Source organism: Bacterioplanes sp. CLAM21 (assembly GCF_059641015.1).
Window position 1 is genome coordinate 1,168,097 of the sequence record NZ_CM184929.1, and the last position, 16,936, is coordinate 1,185,032.

The following is a 16,936-nucleotide window of genomic DNA, read 5'->3' on the forward strand; positions in this document are numbered from 1 at the left end:
TAGCAGCACGACGACAGGAGGGGAAGATGTTTCATAATTACCGAATTGGCTTTGCGTTATTGTTTTCAGCTTTGTTCCATTGCTTGGCTGTGATGTTGGTGGGTTGGTCGCTGTGGTCCTTTATTGACGGGGCATGGGCTGGTGATACCGAGTTTGTCACCCTGGTGGTCAAGTCGATTAATACGCTGGTAATAGCGTTGGCGATGTATGAGCTTGGCTTAGGGGTGAGTAAGGAATACACCGCAGAAGAGGCCGGTGAGAGTATTTTTGAGAATATTCGCCGTACGATTTCGCGCTTTGTCGGCACCGTGTGCATTGCTTTGGTGCTGGAAGCCTTAATTATGATTATCAAATACAGCCAGTTGGATTTAGCCGGTAACTTATATTATCCGGTGGCCATTTTGGCAGCCTGTGCCGTGTTGCTGTTATCCCTAGGTGGTTTTCTGGCGCTGACTCGCAGCGCCTGTGCCATGCCGGATGCACCGGCCAGCTGTAATCCAGTCGCACCTTAGTGCGGCTTGGATTGTAGCAAGGCCTTTAGCTCCTTAATTTCTTCCTGCAGGTCTTCTAAGGTGACTTTGCCGTCGGCCTCGTCCTGCTCGGCACGTTCACGGGCGTGCTCGTCTTCTAATACATTGACGACAATACCGATCACCATGTTGAGGAAAGCGAAGGCCGTCAGGAAGATAAAGGTGAGGTAATAAATCCACGACAACGGATACACTGCCATGGTTTCGTACATGACGTCGGTCCAGTCTTCAAAGGTCATGACCCTAAACAGTGTCAGCATGGAAATGGAAATATCGTCCCACAGTTCTGGGTTGATATGGGCGAAGAAGGTCGCTCCTACCGCGGCATAGATATAAAAGATGATAAACATCAGCAGCAGCACATAGCCTAGCTGCGGCAGTGCTCGTAATAGTGAGTTCAGCAGGGTGCGCAGCTCTGGAATGATAGAGACCATCCTCAGTACCCGGAAAATCCGTACCAGACGGCCAATCAGCGCCATTTCAGTATCGTCGACAGGAATCAGGCTGATGACCACCACTAGGGTGTCAAAGACGTTCCAGCCGCTGTGAAAAAAGCGTTTTTTATTGGGCTCGGCAATAAAGCGAACCACGATTTCAAACAGGAAAATCAAGGTGATACCGACATCCATCCATCGTATCAGTGTCATCAACGAGTTTGGAATGCGGTAAGTCTTGGCGCCGATCAGAAGGGCCGACAAAATGATGATGGTAACAACAAAGAGCTCAAACGCTTTGTTGTCGCGCAATCGTTGCGAGGCATCCTGAAGTTGCTGAATGGTCATACGGTCTCACTGCTGAATATTTCGAACGGCGCGATTCTACTCCGGCTGTGATTGCCTTGCCTATATCTGTTGATATGTGAGTTAGTGATCACTTTTTACAAAAGCTGATGTTTCTTTAGGTTGGTGGGTACTAACTTCACAACTTACTTTAACTTTGTGCTGCAGTTCATAAAAGACACATCATTTTTTACCTGCCACTTTTCCCCACGATTGCTTGAAACCTAGCTAAGTCCTTGTCGCACCTAACAAAAATCCCATGGCTACGGGCCTGATGGCAGCTTGCAAAAGGCCTGACCCCTTCCTATAGTGTCGCTCAGTGGGTAATTGTGGGTAATTGTGGTTTTAGCGTGGTTAGTGAACACCCACCTCAACACAGGAATGGCACATGTTCCGGGGGCTGCACACCATAAATCTGGACGCCAAGGGCCGACTGGCAGTGCCGACTAAGTATCGGCAGCCATTGTCGGAGCTTTGTGCTGGACAATTGGTGGCCACCATAGATACCGAAGAACGCTGCTTGTTGCTGTACCCCTTGCCGGAGTGGGATGTCATTCAGGCCAAAATTGAAGCCTTGCCAAGCTTTAACCCGGCGGCGCGACGCATTCAGCGCTTGCTGTTAGGGCACGCTACGGACTTGGAACCGGACAATAACGGCCGTGTGCTGTTGCCACAACACTTGCGTGAATACGCACAACTGGACAAAGAGACCGTGCTGGTCGGCCAGGGCAAGAAGCTCGAACTGTGGAGCAAAGCTCTGTGGCACAGCCGGCGCGATGAATATTTAGAAATGGTCAGCCAGCCAGAGCAGCTGCCGGAAGAGATACTGAGCCTGTCATTATGAATTTGGATGAATTTAAACACACCACAGTGCTGCTGGAGCCAACCGTTGAGGGTTGCGTGTGGCGTGATGACGGTGTGTACGTCGATGGCACGTTCGGTCGTGGTGGTCACAGCCGTTTATTGCTCAGCAAACTGTCTGCTGGCGGTCGTTTAATCGGCTTCGATAAAGATCCGCAAGCTATTGCCACCGGTGAAGAGCTGGCACAGGAAGATGCCCGCTTTTCCATCGTTAAAGCCAGCTTTGCTGATATGAAGTCGGAGCTGGCACGACTTGGTATCGAGCAGGTCGACGGAATTTTACTCGATTTGGGAGTGTCGTCGCCGCAGCTGGATGATGCCAGTCGAGGGTTTAGCTTCTTGCGCGATGGCCCTTTGGACATGCGCATGGACCCGACGTCCGGCATCAGTGCCGCTGAGTGGGTGGCCAGCACGGATGAAGCCGAGATTGTGCGGGTGTTGAAGGAATACGGTGAAGAGCGCTTTGCCAAACGCATGGCCAGAGCGCTGCTCAAAGCCCGTGCGGAAGAGGAAATTACCACCACCCATCAACTGGCTGAGCTGATCAAAGCGGCCAATCCGGCCTGGGAAAAGCATAAACATCCGGCTACTCGGGCGTTTCAGGCCATTCGCATTGCCGTTAATAACGAACTGGGCGATCTCGAACAGGTGCTGGCCGACAGTGTTGATCTATTGACGGCCAAGGGGCGCTTGGCGGTGATCAGCTTCCATTCGTTGGAAGACCGTATGGTGAAGCGTTTTATTCGTCGCCAGGAAAAAGGCCGTGAATTGCCACCCGGTATCCCGCTGCCCGATGACCAGCTGGGTCGCACTATGAAACGGGTTGGCAAAGCCATTATGCCCACTGATGACGAGGTGGCGATCAACAGTCGTGCCCGCAGTGCGGTGCTGCGTATTGCTGAGCGTTTGCCCTGATGCGTTTGCCGGTGGCGGCAATGGCAGTGTGGCTGTTGGTGCTGATCAGTGCCGTGGCACAGGTGGTCAGCGCCCATAACCACCGCCAGTGGCTGGTGGTTTGGCAGCAACAGGATGCCTTGCGTTTGCAGCTGCTACAGGAACATACCCGCTTAGTACTGGAAAAAAGCACATTGACCGCCCATGGGCGCATTGATCGTTTAGCCAGAGAACAGTTGAACATGACAGATCCGCAACAAATACAGGTGCTGATGCCATGAGCTCAGAGCCACAGTCGAAACCGCATCATATTGCTCGCTGGCGCATGGCGCTGGTGCTGGGCGCTTTTGTGCTGCTGTTGGCTGTGATTCAGGCACGTCTGGTGATGTTGCATACCGTCAGTCAGCCATTTTTATTTGAGCAAGGTGAACAGCGCACGGTTCGTCATGAAACCCAGCCGGCGACGCGTGGTTCTATTGTTGACCGTCATGGTCGGCCGTTAGCCGTCAGCACCCCGGTTGTGACCTTGTGGCTCAACCCGCAGCAAGTTGATCCTTCGCGGATTGGTGAGATTGCCAAAGCGTTAGATATGTCGGCTAAGGACCTGCGTCAGCAAGTGCAGGCCGCCATCAATAAGCGCCGTGAATTCATGTACTTGCAACGTCAAATGCCGCCTGAGCAAGCACAGCAAGTATTGGATTTAGGCATCGCCGGTATTTACGGCGATGACGCCTTTCGTCGTTTTTATCCAGCTGCCGAAGTCACAGCTCAGTTATTGGGCATTGTTAACATTGATGGCCGAGGCCAAGAAGGCTTAGAGCTGGCGTACGATGAATACCTGCGCGGCGAAGATGGCGCTAGAGAAGTGGTCAAAGATCTGTTTGGCAATGTGGTCAAACAAGTGCAGGTGACCCAGGTGCCTAAACCAGGCTCTGATTTACGCCTGACCTTAGATCTGCGTCTGCAATACATCGCTTATCGTGAATTAAAAGCGGCGGTGGCGGCTCATAACGCCAAAGCCGGTGCTGCCGTGCTGCTGGATGCGCGCAATGGCGACATTTTGGCATTGGTGAATCAGCCGTCTTATAACCCCAATAACCGCGCCACCTTGAAAGCCGAGCATATGCGCAACCGCGCCATTGCCGACCTGATTGAGCCAGGCTCAACCATGAAGCCTTTTACCGTAGCGGCAGCATTGGAATCGGGTCAATACCGTAGCAGCAGTCAAATTGATACCTCGCCCGGTTATATCCGCGTCAAACGCAAAGCCATACGCGATCATCGCAATTATGGCGTACTCGATATTACCGGCATCATCACTAAATCGAGCAATGTTGGTGTGGTCAAACTAGCCCACCATCTTGGGCCTGAATCCATCTGGTCATTTTTTGCTGACGCTGGTGTCGGTGAAACCACCGTTCTGGGGTTTCCTGGCGAAGCGGTAGGGCGACTGCCATATCCTGAACAATTAGACGATTTGCGGCTGGCCACTGTGTCCTATGGCTACGGCTTATCGGTTACACCTCTACAACTGGCCCAGGCCTATACCACCTTTACCGAACAGGGCTGTCGTCTGCCGGTGCATTTAATTATGCCAGAGCAGCGTGATGGCGAATGCAAGCGCGTTATGTCAGATCGCGTTGCCCGCCAAGTTATCGACATGATGGAAACCGTTACCTCGGCCAAAGGCACCGGGCGTCGTGCCCGGGTGGATGGCTATCGGGTTGGAGGCAAAACCGGTACTGCCCATAAGGTGGGTAAAGCTGGTTATGAAGATTCTGAGTACACCGCGGTATTTGCAGGGGTTGCCCCGGTATCCGACCCCGAGCTGGTGTTGGTGGTGGTGGTCGATGCACCACAAGGACAAGAGTATTACGGCGGCGAAGTCGCCGCTCCGGTATTTTCGCGCATCATGGGCCAGGCGCTGCGTTTGCGCCAAGTGCTGCCGGATGAGCGTGATCCGGATTGGATAGAAACCTTAGTGGCGGAGGGCCGGCATGAAGTTAAGTGAGCTGGTAGGCCCAGAGTTATTTGTACCGCCAGAGTGGGATCGAGAGGTCAATCACCTGCTGGTTGATAGTCGTGACGTCGCGGCGGGAGACGTTTTTATTGCCCGCCAGGGATCTAGCGGTCATGGCCAAGATTATGTGCAAGCGGCGATCAAACAGGGTGCCGTAGCGGTGATCGTCGAGCAAGGCGCTGCCTTTCAATGTATTGAGGGCGTGCCGGTGTTTGGCATTGGCCATTTGCAGGCGTTACCCGATTGGCTCAGGCGTCGTTATCCCGAGGTGCACCAGGTCGACCTTATTGGCGTGACGGGCACCAATGGTAAAAGCTCAGTAAGCCATTACATTGCTCAGCTCAGCACCTTGCTGCACAAACCTTGTGCGGTGCTCGGCACTTTGGGTAATGGCGTGTGGCCGGATCTGGTTGCCAGTCGTAATACCACGGCAGATTTAAGTGTGATTATGCGCGGCTTAGCTGAGCTGTCGCACTGTGCGTCGCTGGCGGCGATGGAAGTATCGTCACATGGATTGGATCAGGGGCGTGTGGCCGGATTGCGCTTTGACGTTGCCATCATGACCAATCTGACCCAAGACCATCTCGACTATCACGGCGACATGCAAAGCTATTTTCAGGCTAAGCAACGATTATTTACCGACTATGTGGTCAATACCGCGGTGATTTGTGTCGACGATGATTATGGACGTCGTTTGGCTGCTTCGCCGTTAGCGGCTAATAAAGTGATGACTGTCGGTCGTTCTGGCGCCGATGTGTGTTTTGAAATTTTGCCCTGTGACAGTGGTATGGCGGCAATGGTTTGCTCGCCTTGGGGTGATGTTGAATTGTGGTTACCGTTAGCGGGCGATTTTAATGTCAGCAATGCCTTGTTGGCCATGGTGGCCCTAGCGAGTCGTGGTTATGACTGGCAGCAACTGGTACACGCGGCATGTCAGTTACAGCCGGTGTCTGGCCGTATGGAACGCTATCGCGATGCTGCTGGCCGAGAAGCCATTATAGATTTTGCCCATACGCCAGAGGCGTTGGTGACGGTATTAAATGCCAGTCGAGGGCAATTTAAGCGTTTGTTATTGGTGTTTGGTTGTGGTGGTGATCGCGATCGAAGCAAGCGTGCACCTATGGCTCGGGCAGCGGCGACAGGTGCAGATCAGGTTTGGCTGACAGACGATAATCCGCGCTTTGAAGACCCGCAGCAGATTTTTGCCGATGTACTGCAGGAGCCAGCAGCGCAGCCATTTATTCAGCAACATGATCGTCGCGCCGCCATTGCCGCCGCCATTGCCGAACTTGAGCTAGGTGACGGCGTCATTATTGCCGGCAAAGGACATGAGCCGTATCAGGATATCCGTGGTGAAAAACGCCCTTACAGCGATGCCGAGGTATTAGCGGAGTTGGGCTTTAAACCCGTAGCGGAGGTGACGGATGTATCGTGACCTGTCATTGCAGCAATTGGCTGATATTGTGCAGGCAAAAATCGTACGTTTGCCTGCAGAAAAATCCTCTGTTATTGCCTGCAGCATCTGCACCGATAGTCGCAAACTGCAAGCGGGCGATGTGTATTTGGCCCTTTGTGGTGAACGCTTTGATGGTCACGATTTTGTCGTGGCAGCAGCAACAGCCGGTGCTGTGGCGGCGCTGGTGGAGCGCGAAATAGAGGCTGATATCCCCCAATTACTGGTGGAAAATAGCTTGACTGCGTTGGCCCAGTTAGCTGCTTGGCAGCGTCGACAGTTTGAAGGTCCCGTGGTCGGTATCACCGGCAGTAGCGGTAAAACGACGGTTAAACAATTAATGGCGTCGGTGTTGCAGCAAACAGCCGTGACTTGGATGACCCAAGGCAACCTCAATAATCATATCGGTGTGCCATTAACCCTGCTGTCGTTGCAACCGGAGCATCAAGCTGCCGTTATTGAAATGGGCGCCAGTGCGGTCGGTGAAATAGCTTATACCGCCAATTTAGTGGCTGCCGATGTCGCCATTATTACCAATGCCAGCGAATCCCATTTACAAGGCTTTGGTTCGTTACAAGGCATAGTGCAAACCAAAGGCGAGTTATTAGATTACCTCGCCGACGATGGCTGTGCGGTATTAAATTATGACGACCCCCATTGCAGCCAGTGGCTACAGCGCGCTGCACAGCATGGGCATTTAACCTTTGGCCTGAGTGCCAATGCTGATGTGTACGCCAGCCAAGTTGTTAGCAGCTTGGATGGTGTAAGTTTCCGCCTGCATTGTCCGCTGGGTGAATGTGATATACAGCTGCCGTTGTTAGGACGTCACAATGTGCTAAATGCATTGGCCGTGGCGGCAGCGGCAGTGGCTCTTGATATCTCATTAGCGGACATCCAGCGCGGTTTAAATCTGGCCCAAGCATTTTCCGGGCGCTTGCAGTGGCGTAGCGCCAGCGCAGGTATTCGCCTGTTGGATGATAGCTATAACGCCAATCCCGCCTCTATGTGTGCTGCCATCGATGTATTAGCGGATGCCGGGCGTGGTTTTTTGGTGATGGGTGATATGGGTGAGCTGGGTGAGCGAGCGAAAGAGGCTCATCAGCAAGTCGGGCGTTATGCACAGCAACGCGGCATTTATTCATTGCTGGCTTGCGGCGAATTATCAGTACACGCCGTTGCAGCATTTAATCAGGATAATGACGGCCAGGGAGGCCATGTTTTTTCCGATCAGGAAGCTTTAGTGACGTATTTACAACAACATGCCCAGCCTGGCGATGTGGTGCTGGTCAAGGGCTCTCGCAGTGCAAAAATGGACCAAGTCGTTCGTGCGCTGCAGTTAGAAAACGAGGACAACTGACATGCTTTTGTGGCTGGGTGAATGGCTAGCACAATTTGAATCGGGTTTTGGCGTAGTCAGTTACCTTACGTTGCGCGCTATTTTGTCGGTGATTACCGCATTAATGGTATCGCTGATGTTAGGGCCTTGGATAATTCGCAAATTGCGTGAATATCAAATTGGACAGGCAATCAGAGAAGTCGGGCCAAAATCTCATTTAAGTAAAGCGGGTACGCCGACCATGGGCGGTGTATTGATTTTATTATCCATCACTATCAGTACCTTGCTGTGGGGTAATCTGGATAACCGGTTTGTCTGGCTAGTGCTGTTGGTGACGCTGTTGTTTGGTGCCATTGGCTGGGTTGATGACTATCGCAAAGTGGTGGAGAAAAACTCCCGTGGTTTGCCAGGGCGTTGGAAATACTTCTGGCAGTCGGTGATGGCGTTATTGGCTGCTGGCTTCTTGTTTTACAGCGCTCAAAGTCCACAAGAAACACAGTTGGTGGTGCCATTTTTTAAAGACGTTATGCCGCAGCTGGGGCTGATGTTTATCGTTTTAACCTACTTTGTCATCGTAGGCTCCAGTAACGCGGTGAATTTAACCGATGGTTTGGATGGCTTGGCGATTATGCCAACGGTGATGGTTGGCGCCGCTTTAGGTGTCTGTGCATACCTGGCAGGTAACGTTAATTTTGCCGACTACCTGCATATTCCCTATGTAGCCGGAGCCGGTGAGTTGGTGGTGTTTTGTGCCGCTATCGTTGGCGCTGGTGTTGGTTTTTTATGGTTCAACACCTATCCCGCGCAAGTGTTTATGGGTGATGTTGGCTCGCTGGCGTTAGGTGCTGCGCTGGGTGTTGTGGCGGTGATTGTGCGTCAGGAAATCGTACTCTTTATTATGGGCGGTGTTTTTGTGGCCGAAACCGTGTCGGTTATTTTACAGGTGGCTTCTTTCAAAATGACCGGCAAACGCATCTTTCGTATGGCACCACTGCATCACCACTTTGAATTAAAAGGCTGGCCAGAACCGCGTGTGATTGTGCGTTTTTGGATCGTTACCATCATTCTTGTGTTGGTGGGATTAGCCACCTTAAAAATCCGGTAGCAACTATGGCGCGTATGCATAACGGCAAACAGTTAATCGTAGGCATGGGACAGACTGGACTGTCCTGTGCACGCTATTGCCGTGCCCAAGGCTGGCCATTTGATGCGTGCGACAGCCGCCAACAGCCACCAGAACTGGAACAATGGCAGGCCTTTACTGACTCGCACTTGCTATTAGCAGATTGGAGCGCATTAGATATGCGCCAGTATCAGCGTATATTGCTAAGCCCTGGTGTCGCTTTGGCGACGCCTCAAATACAAGCGGCAATAGCAGCGGGAGTTGAAGTCAGTAGCGATGTGCAGGTGTTTGCCGATGCCGTGAAAACACCATTTATTGCTATTACAGGCTCCAACGGAAAAAGCACGGTCACAAGCTTGGTGGCAGGCATGTTACAGGCTACTGGAGCCAGCGCGCGTGCGGTCGGTAATATCGGCATCCCCGTATTAGAGGCATTGTTAGAACCCGATCAGCCTGACTGGTATGTGGTGGAATTATCCAGTTTTCAATTGGAAACGTGTCATCAATTGCCCTCTCGCGCGGCAGTGTTGCTGAATCTGAGCCCGGACCATCTGGATCGCTATCCTGATATGGCCGCTTATGCTGCCGCCAAGCAGCGAATTTTTGCTAGTGCTAATAAAGCAGTGGTGAATTTAGACGACCCAGCCAGCACGCCAAATTCTAAGTTGCCCTGTATTTCTTTTTCGCTACAGCAAGCTGGCGATATTACCGTGGTTGAGCACGACGGTGAAAGCTGGATACAGGTGTGCAATAAGCCTTTGATGTCAGTGTCAGAGTTGGGTGTCAGTGGTCAACATAATTTGTCCAATGTTTTGGCAGCGCTGGCACTCGTGGTAGCTACTGATATTGACCCTTGGCCTAGCAAAGACTTTTTGCGTCAATTCGCTGGCCTTGAACATCGCTGTCAGGTTGTGGCGGATATTGCAGGTGTGCGTTATATCAATGACTCCAAGGGGACCAATATCGGTTCCACCAAAGCGGCTATTGAAGGGCTGAGTGGCCAGGGCCGATTGTTCTGGATTGGTGGCGGCGTTGGTAAAGAACAGGACTTTTCTGAGCTGGCACAAACTTGCCAGCAATATGTGTATAAAAGCGTATTGTTTGGTCGCGATGCGACGCTGATCGCGCAGCAAATCAAGCCGTTGTGCGATGCTCAGGTGGTTTCGACATTGGATGAAGCGCTGCAGATTATTGTTGCAGACTTGCGTCCATTCGACTGTGTATTGTTTTCTCCGGCGTGTGCAAGTTTTGATCAGTATAAAAACTACAGTGAGCGCGGTGATGCGTTTGTTCATGCTGTTCGGTCTTTGGAGCTAACACCATGAGCAACGAGTTATTTTCAGCGCGCTGGAATTGGCAATGGCAGCAACCGCTTTTTTGGCCGTGGCTCGGACTGTTGTTGCTGGGCTGGATCATGGTGGCGTCGGCATCGACGGGGATAGCGGATTATTACACTGGCAATGCCGCCTACTTCAGTATTCGCCACGCTGCTTACGTTATTTTGGGCGTGTCCGCCGTGGCCTTGGTGAGTCAGATACCGTTGGCTTTTTGGTCGCGTATAGAGCCTTTATTTTTATTACTGGGTGTATTGGCGCTGATGCTGGTGTTTGTGCCCGGCATTGGTCACGAAGTGAACGGTAGCCGCCGGTGGTTAAACTTGGGAATTATTAAAATTCAGGCGTCGGAAATTGCTAAGCTCGCCGCGGTATTCTACATCTCTGGCTATTTGATTCGTCGCCAGGACGAAGTGCAGCAAAGCTGGAAAGGTTTTATGAAGCCTTTCATTATTTTAGGGCTGATGGTGTCGTTACTGCTAATGGAGCCGGACTTTGGTGCGGTGGTGGTGTTGATGGGAACGGCCTTGATTTTGTTATTCCTGGGTGGCGTCAAAGCTGGCCAGTTTTTTCTGCTGGTGCTGGGTGTCGGTTTTATTAGTGTCGTTGTGGTTATGATGGAACCCTACCGGGTAGAGCGACTGACCGCTTACATGGACCCGTGGGCACCTGAGCATGTGTATGGCAGCGGTTACCAATTAACTCAGTCACTGATTGCATTTGGTCGTGGTGATTGGCTAGGTGTTGGTTTAGGCGAGAGCATTCAAAAGCTATTTTACCTGCCTGAAGCGCATACAGACTTTGTATTTGCCATCTGGGCAGAGGAGACCGGCTTGCTCGGTGCTTCCCTCGCACTACTTTTGTTGGCGGTATTTATTGCCTTGGTTTGGCGGGTTTCCTGGAAAGCGCAACAGCAGGGGCAGTTGTATGGGGCCTATATCGTTGCCGGTATTGCCTCTCTGTTGGCACTGCAAATGATTATTAACCTGGGGGTAAATACCGGATTGCTGCCAACTAAAGGGCTAACTTTGCCGTTTTTTAGTTACGGTGGCAGTAGCCTACTGGTGTGCTGCGCCATGGTGGGAATCGTTTTACGTGTGGCTTATGAGACACCTTCTACTCAGGAGGTGGCAGCATGACTAATCGTATTTTAATCAGTGCGGCGGGTACCGGTGGCCATGTCATTCCGGCGTTAAGTGTTGCTCATGAGTTAGTGCATAAAGGCTACGAAGTACATTGGCTGGGCACACCACATGGTATCGAGCAGCAACTGGTGGCCGAACATGGCATTCATTTGCACAGTATTTCGATTACTGGGTTACGTGGTAAAGGCATACGCGGTTTGCTGAGTGCACCTTGGCGAATTATTAAAGCGACTTGGCAAGCGCGTAAAGTTATTAAAAAGCTGAAACCGCGGGCGCTGATTGGCTTTGGTGGCTATGTTACCGGGCCTGCTGGCGTCGCTGCTAAGCTATCAGGCTGCCCGTTGGCGATTCACGAACAAAACGCTTTTCCTGGCATGACCAACAAATGGCTTAGACCTCTGTCTCAGCTAACGCTGCAGGCATTTCCAGGTGCATTGCCTGGTGCGATTACCTGTGGAAATCCGGTGCGAGAAGCATTTCACCATATTCAGCCTCCGCCACTTGAAAGACAGCGACTGCATGTGTTGGTTGTCGGCGGCAGCCTAGGTGCCATGGCGCTAAATAAAGTGGTGTTTGAAACGATGCAAAGTCTGTCAGCCGAAGACCGGCCTGTGCTGGTGCATCAAGTCGGCAAAAATCATTTGGCGATGTTAGCTGAACAGTACCGCCAGGCCGGAATTGAAGCCAAAGTCTGTGACTTTATTAACGACATGCCTGGTGCATACGCTGATGCCGATTTAATTGTGTGTCGTGCTGGAGCCCTTACGGTGTCGGAAGTTGCTGCAGCAGGGCGCGCCGCGATTTTTGTTCCATTCCCTTATGCCGTTGATGATCACCAAACGGCCAATGCCAATAGCTTGGCTAAGCAGGGAGCGGCGGAACTGATAGCTGAAAAAGACTTAACCGTAACCTTGTTACGACAACGTTTGCAGTATTTTCAGCAGCACCGTGAGCAGTTGATAAACCTAGCCCAGCAGGCAAAAAATAAATCCGCAGCCAATGCGACCAGCCAAGTAGTAGAACATCTGGAGAAAATGATTCGTGGGTGAATCCAACCTTGTAACCACTGCCAGCCATTTTGCGGTGCCTGAGATGCGCCGGGTTCGCACCATTCATTTTGTTGGAATTGGTGGCGTTGGTATGTGTGGCATCGCTGAAGTACTGCTGAACCAAGGTTACTGTATTAGTGGCTCGGATCTTAAATCCAGCGCGGTCACGGAACGTTTACAGCAATTGGGGGCGACGATTTACCATGGCCACCAGGCGTCGAATGTGGATGCCGCTGATGTATTGGTCATTTCATCTGCTGTGGATAACACTAACCCGGAAATTCAAGCCGCGACTCAGCGTCGTTTACCCATTGTGCGCCGGGCAGAAATGTTGGCTGAGCTGATGCGCTTTCGCCATGGTATCGCCATCGCTGGCACCCATGGTAAAACCACCACCACCAGTCTGGTAACCAGCATTCTGGCTCAGGCTGATCTAGATCCGACCTTTGTTATTGGTGGCAAGCTTAACAGTGCCGGAGCTAATGCGCGTTTAGGTGGAAGTCGATATTTGGTGGCTGAGGCAGACGAAAGTGATGCCAGCTTTTTGCATTTACAGCCCATGGTCGCTGTTGTCACCAACATCGATGCCGATCATATGTCCACCTATGATGGCGACTTTGAACGATTAAAGAGCACCTTTATTGAGTTCCTGCACAACCTGCCATTTTATGGTCTAGCGGTTTTGTGCGTTGATGACGATCATGTACGCTCGATTTTGCCTGATGTCAGCCGTCAATTTGTGACCTATGGTTTTGCAAAAGACGCGGATTATCAGGCTTATGACTTGTCGCAACAGGGCATGTATACCCAGTTTAAAGTGCGTCGTCCGGGTAGCCGCGCAGACTTAGCAATTCGTATGCGCATGCCAGGCAAACATAATGTACTAAATGCTCTGGCTGCCATTGCTGTTGCAGATGATGAAGGTGTTGCTGATAACGCTATCCAAACCGCACTGGAAAATTTTGCCGGTGTTGGCCGTCGTTTTACTGTGTGTGCAGAGGTGCCATTGGCTCAAGGTGACGTTATGTTGGTGGATGATTATGGTCATCACCCTAAAGAACTTGACGTTACCATTGATGCAATTCGATCCGGTTTTCCTGAGCGCCGCCTAGTGATGTTGTTTCAGCCCCATCGCTATAGCCGTACGCGCGACTTGTATGAAGATTTTGTACGGGTATTATCGCGCGCCGATGTTTTGCTACTGATGGAAGTGTATCCCGCAGGTGAAAAAGCCATTCCGGGGGCGGATGGTCGCTCTTTGTGTGGTAGCGTTCGCCAGCGTGGACAGTTAGACCCGGTATTTATTGATCGTGGCGAGTCATTGCAACCCATTTTAACCACCCATTTGCAAGCAGGTGATATTTTGTTAACCCAAGGAGCGGGAGATATCGGAGCCATTGCCCAGCAGCTGACTCAACAACTTCCACTATGGTTGCAAGAGGTGCAAGCATGAAGTCGTTGGGAAGGATTGCAGTTATTAAAGGCGGAATGTCGGCCGAACGTGAAGTGTCACTGAATAGCGGCACTGCGGTAGCCGAAGCGCTGCGACAGCGTGGGCACGATGTTGTTGAAGTCGATATTCAACGTCATGTTATTGCTCAGCTGGCAGAATTGGAATTTGACGTCGCATTTATTGCATTGCATGGCCGTGGTGGTGAAGACGGAACAATTCAAGGTGTGTTGGAATGGCTGGATAAGCCCTACACCGGCAGCGGTGTTATGGCTTCTGCAATTGCTATGGACAAATGGCGGACAAAATTATTGTGGCAAGCAGCTGGTTTGCCAACACCGCCAGCACAAATATTAACCACCGACTGTGATTGGCACCAAATAATTGAGCAGTTGAATGGTAATGCCATCGTTAAACCATCACGCGAAGGCTCTAGCATTGGTATGCGTCGGGTCAGTGATGCGACATCATTGCAGCAGAGCTATCAATTTGCTTGTGAATACGATGCCATGGTCATTGCCGAACAGTGGGTGACGGGGCGTGAATTTACCGTCGCCATTGTGGGTTCACAGGCCTTGCCGGTTATCCAATTAAAAACACCACATGATTTTTACGACTACGATGCTAAGTATCAGGCAAACGATACACAATATTTGTTGCCGTGCGGATTAAGCAAAGAAGATGAAGCGGCCTTGCAGCAATTATGTTTAACCGCGTTTGAATTGCTGGGTTGCGAAGGTTGGGGCCGCATCGATGTGATGCAAGATGAACAAGGAAAGTTTTGGCTATTAGAAGCCAATACCAGCCCTGGTATGACAGATCACAGCTTGGTCCCTATGGCGGCGGCTGCTTTGGGTTGGAGTTTTGGCGAGTTGGCAGAAAATATATTAGCCCTGGCGCTGGAGAGACAATATGTCTGACTCCAAACGTTGGTCAACGCGTAAGACTGATCCTCCCAAAAGGGGAGCGACGCCATTGGTAAAAGCAGAAAAACGACAATGGACATGGCCGCAGTTGCCAGATGTTACTGTGCCGTGGAAGGCGTTAAGTATGCTGGTCATGCTAGCGGTGGTGGTGGTGTTTGCACATATTAGTTACCGCTATTGGCCGATTACCGAGGTTATTGTTGAAGGACGCATGGCAATTCATTCTGCTCAGGACATTGCTACGCAGCTTTTGTGGCTGAAACAGGAATCGTTTTTTACCGCAAACCTGTCACAGGTACGAGCAGAATTGCTGCAGTTGCCATTGGTGGCTGCCGTCTCTGTGCATAAAAAATGGCCATCCAGCGTCATTGTACGAGTGCAGGAAGCGCTGCCGGTTGCCCGCTGGAATGATGATTCGTTATTAGATTCAAACGGGCGGATTAGTATTAAACCAGAGAACTACAACAGCACCCGTTTGCCAAAAATTAGCGCTCATCAGCGTTATGCTGATCGCGCAGCACGGAGTTACAGGCTGGTACAGCAAGTACTGCAGGGGCGGAAAATAAAAATTGAGCACTTAAGTGTTAGCAGCAGCGGTTCGATAGCTGCGTATTTAAGTAACGGTTGGAATGTCGCATTGGGGCAAGACTATCTGGAGCAGCGATTACAACGCATGGTGCGGTTATTAGATAACTTGCCCGAGCAGCAGGTGGCCCGATTGGATTTGCGTTATGGCAAAGGGGCAGCCATTGGCTGGCGCCAGCAGGAGAATGGATCATGAGTCAGGCAACAGACAATAATATGCTCGTTGGTTTAGATATAGGCACCTCTAAGATTGTTGCCATCGTAGGGCAGCTAGATAGTAGTGGCGGTATTGAGATTGTGGGGTTGGGAACCAGCCCTAGCCGTGGATTAAAAAAAGGTGTGGTGGTTAATATCGATTCCACTGTGCAGTCGATTCGCCGTGCAGTGGAAGAGGCGGAATTGATGGCTGGCTGCCGTATCCACAGCGTTTTTGCCGGTGTCGCAGGCTCTCATATTCAGTCGATGAACTCCAATGGCATCGTTGCTATCCGTGATCGTGAAGTTACCGAGACGGATATTGAGCGTGTTATTGAAGCTGCGCAAGCGGTCGCCATTCCCAGAGATCAGCGCATCTTGCACGTACTGCCGCAGGAATATGTGGTAGATAATCAAGAAGGCATTAAAGAGCCAGTGGGAATGTCGGGAGTGCGCCTGGAAGCAAAAGTACACCTAGTCACCGGTTCGCAGAATGCTGTGCAAAACATCGAACGTTGCATCAATAAATGTGAGCTTCAAACCGATGCAGTCATCCTTGAGCAGCTAGCATCCAGCTATGCTGTATTAACGGATGATGAGCGTGAATTGGGTGTGTGTATGGTCGACATTGGTGGTGGTACCACTGATATCGCTATTTTTACAGAAGGCGCAATACGTCATACCGCCGTCATTCCTATCGCAGGTGATCAAGTAACCAACGATATTGCGATGGCGGTGCGTACACCGACGCAACATGCCGAAAAAATAAAAATCAAGTATGCCTGTGCTTTAACTCAACTGGCAAAAGCCGACGAGATGATCAAAGTCCCAGACGTAGGCGACCGGCCACCACGCGATTTGTCCAGACAAGCGCTAGCAGAGGTGGTGGAACCACGTTATGACGAATTATTTACCTTAATTCAGGCAGAATTGCGACGCAGTGGCTATGAGGATTTGGTCGCAGCAGGTATTGTTTTAACTGGTGGCACCGCAAAAATGGAAGGTGTCGTGGAGCTGGCTGAAGAGATTTTCCATATGCCGGTGCGTTTGTCCCGTCCACAAGGAGTGAGTGGCTTGACGGATGTTATCAATAATCCCATTTATTCGACGGCTGTCGGACTATTATTGTATGCGGCAAAACAACAACAAATACCCATAGCAAATAGTCAACCGGAAGACAACGAAAAAGGCGCCTTTGGCCGCCTGAAAGAATGGATAAAAGTGAATTTTTGAGATTAAATTAGAAACGCACGGCG

16 protein-coding genes are annotated in these 16,936 nt (G+C 51.1%); 15 read left to right on the top strand and 1 reads right to left on the bottom strand.

Annotated elements, in window-relative coordinates; all coding sequences use genetic code 11:
* Positions 1-26 precede the first annotated feature (26 nt).
* Positions 27-512 carry a hypothetical protein gene (locus AC55FS_RS05530; protein ID WP_496935074.1) on the top strand — a complete coding sequence of 162 codons (486 nt, stop codon included), beginning with the start codon at positions 27-29 and terminating at the stop codon, positions 510-512.
* Here the strand turns inward: AC55FS_RS05530 and AC55FS_RS05535 are convergent.
* Positions 509-1,312, bottom strand: coding sequence for an ion transporter (locus tag AC55FS_RS05535; protein WP_496935075.1), 804 nt, complete (start codon positions 1,310-1,312; stop codon positions 509-511). The genes AC55FS_RS05530 and AC55FS_RS05535 overlap by 4 nt on opposite strands.
* A gap of 385 nt (positions 1,313-1,697) precedes the next feature.
* Here AC55FS_RS05535 and mraZ point away from each other — a divergent pair, with 385 nt between their 5' ends.
* From mraZ to ftsA, 14 genes are read left to right on the top strand one after another with little or no spacing between them, the layout of a single operon-like run.
* Complete coding sequence (mraZ, locus tag AC55FS_RS05540) at positions 1,698-2,153, top strand: division/cell wall cluster transcriptional repressor MraZ (RefSeq protein ID WP_496935076.1); 456 nt, start codon at positions 1,698-1,700, stop codon at positions 2,151-2,153.
* Positions 2,150-3,085, top strand: a complete 936-nt coding sequence (gene rsmH, locus AC55FS_RS05545; RefSeq protein ID WP_496935077.1) for a 16S rRNA (cytosine(1402)-N(4))-methyltransferase RsmH — start codon at positions 2,150-2,152, stop codon at positions 3,083-3,085. The genes mraZ and rsmH overlap by 4 nt, the downstream gene beginning before the upstream one ends.
* Before the next feature lie 20 nt (positions 3,086-3,105).
* Positions 3,106-3,345: a cell division protein FtsL gene (gene ftsL, locus AC55FS_RS05550; protein ID WP_496935078.1), complete on the top strand. Its 240-nt coding sequence runs from the start codon at positions 3,106-3,108 to the stop codon at positions 3,343-3,345.
* The gene (locus AC55FS_RS05555) at positions 3,342-5,075 is read left to right on the top strand and encodes a peptidoglycan D,D-transpeptidase FtsI family protein (protein WP_496935079.1); all 1,734 of its coding nucleotides are present in this window, start codon (positions 3,342-3,344) and stop codon (positions 5,073-5,075) included. Before ftsL ends, AC55FS_RS05555 begins: the two co-directional genes overlap by 4 nt.
* Positions 5,062-6,519 (top strand): UDP-N-acetylmuramoyl-L-alanyl-D-glutamate--2,6-diaminopimelate ligase, encoded by a 1,458-nt coding sequence (locus AC55FS_RS05560; protein WP_496935080.1) that lies wholly within the window; start codon positions 5,062-5,064, stop codon positions 6,517-6,519. Before AC55FS_RS05555 ends, AC55FS_RS05560 begins: the two co-directional genes overlap by 14 nt.
* On the top strand, positions 6,509-7,894 hold the full coding sequence (locus AC55FS_RS05565) for a UDP-N-acetylmuramoyl-tripeptide--D-alanyl-D-alanine ligase (protein ID WP_496935081.1): 1,386 nt from the start codon (positions 6,509-6,511) through the stop codon (positions 7,892-7,894). The genes AC55FS_RS05560 and AC55FS_RS05565 overlap by 11 nt, the downstream gene beginning before the upstream one ends.
* 1 nt (position 7,895) lies before the next feature.
* Entirely contained in the window at positions 7,896-8,978 is a 1,083-nt protein-coding gene (mraY, locus tag AC55FS_RS05570; RefSeq protein ID WP_496935082.1) for a phospho-N-acetylmuramoyl-pentapeptide-transferase, read from the top strand.
* A gap of 5 nt (positions 8,979-8,983) precedes the next feature.
* On the top strand, positions 8,984-10,321 hold the full coding sequence (gene murD / locus AC55FS_RS05575; protein ID WP_496935083.1) for a UDP-N-acetylmuramoyl-L-alanine--D-glutamate ligase: 1,338 nt from the start codon (positions 8,984-8,986) through the stop codon (positions 10,319-10,321).
* Positions 10,318-11,469: a putative lipid II flippase FtsW gene (ftsW, locus tag AC55FS_RS05580; RefSeq protein WP_496935084.1), complete on the top strand. Its 1,152-nt coding sequence runs from the start codon at positions 10,318-10,320 to the stop codon at positions 11,467-11,469. Before murD ends, ftsW begins: the two co-directional genes overlap by 4 nt.
* Entirely contained in the window at positions 11,466-12,524 is a 1,059-nt protein-coding gene (gene murG, locus AC55FS_RS05585; RefSeq protein WP_496935085.1) for an undecaprenyldiphospho-muramoylpentapeptide beta-N-acetylglucosaminyltransferase, read from the top strand. Before ftsW ends, murG begins: the two co-directional genes overlap by 4 nt.
* A gap of 43 nt (positions 12,525-12,567) precedes the next feature.
* Positions 12,568-13,977 carry a UDP-N-acetylmuramate--L-alanine ligase gene (gene murC, locus AC55FS_RS05590; protein ID WP_496935946.1) on the top strand — a complete coding sequence of 470 codons (1,410 nt, stop codon included), beginning with the start codon at positions 12,568-12,570 and terminating at the stop codon, positions 13,975-13,977.
* Positions 13,974-14,894, top strand: a complete 921-nt coding sequence (locus tag AC55FS_RS05595; RefSeq protein WP_496935086.1) for a D-alanine--D-alanine ligase — start codon at positions 13,974-13,976, stop codon at positions 14,892-14,894. The genes murC and AC55FS_RS05595 overlap by 4 nt, the downstream gene beginning before the upstream one ends.
* On the top strand, positions 14,887-15,681 hold the full coding sequence (locus AC55FS_RS05600; protein WP_496935087.1) for a cell division protein FtsQ/DivIB: 795 nt from the start codon (positions 14,887-14,889) through the stop codon (positions 15,679-15,681). The genes AC55FS_RS05595 and AC55FS_RS05600 overlap by 8 nt, the downstream gene beginning before the upstream one ends.
* The gene (ftsA, locus tag AC55FS_RS05605) at positions 15,678-16,913 is read left to right on the top strand and encodes a cell division protein FtsA (protein WP_496935088.1); all 1,236 of its coding nucleotides are present in this window, start codon (positions 15,678-15,680) and stop codon (positions 16,911-16,913) included. The genes AC55FS_RS05600 and ftsA overlap by 4 nt, the downstream gene beginning before the upstream one ends.
* Positions 16,914-16,936 lie beyond the last annotated feature (23 nt).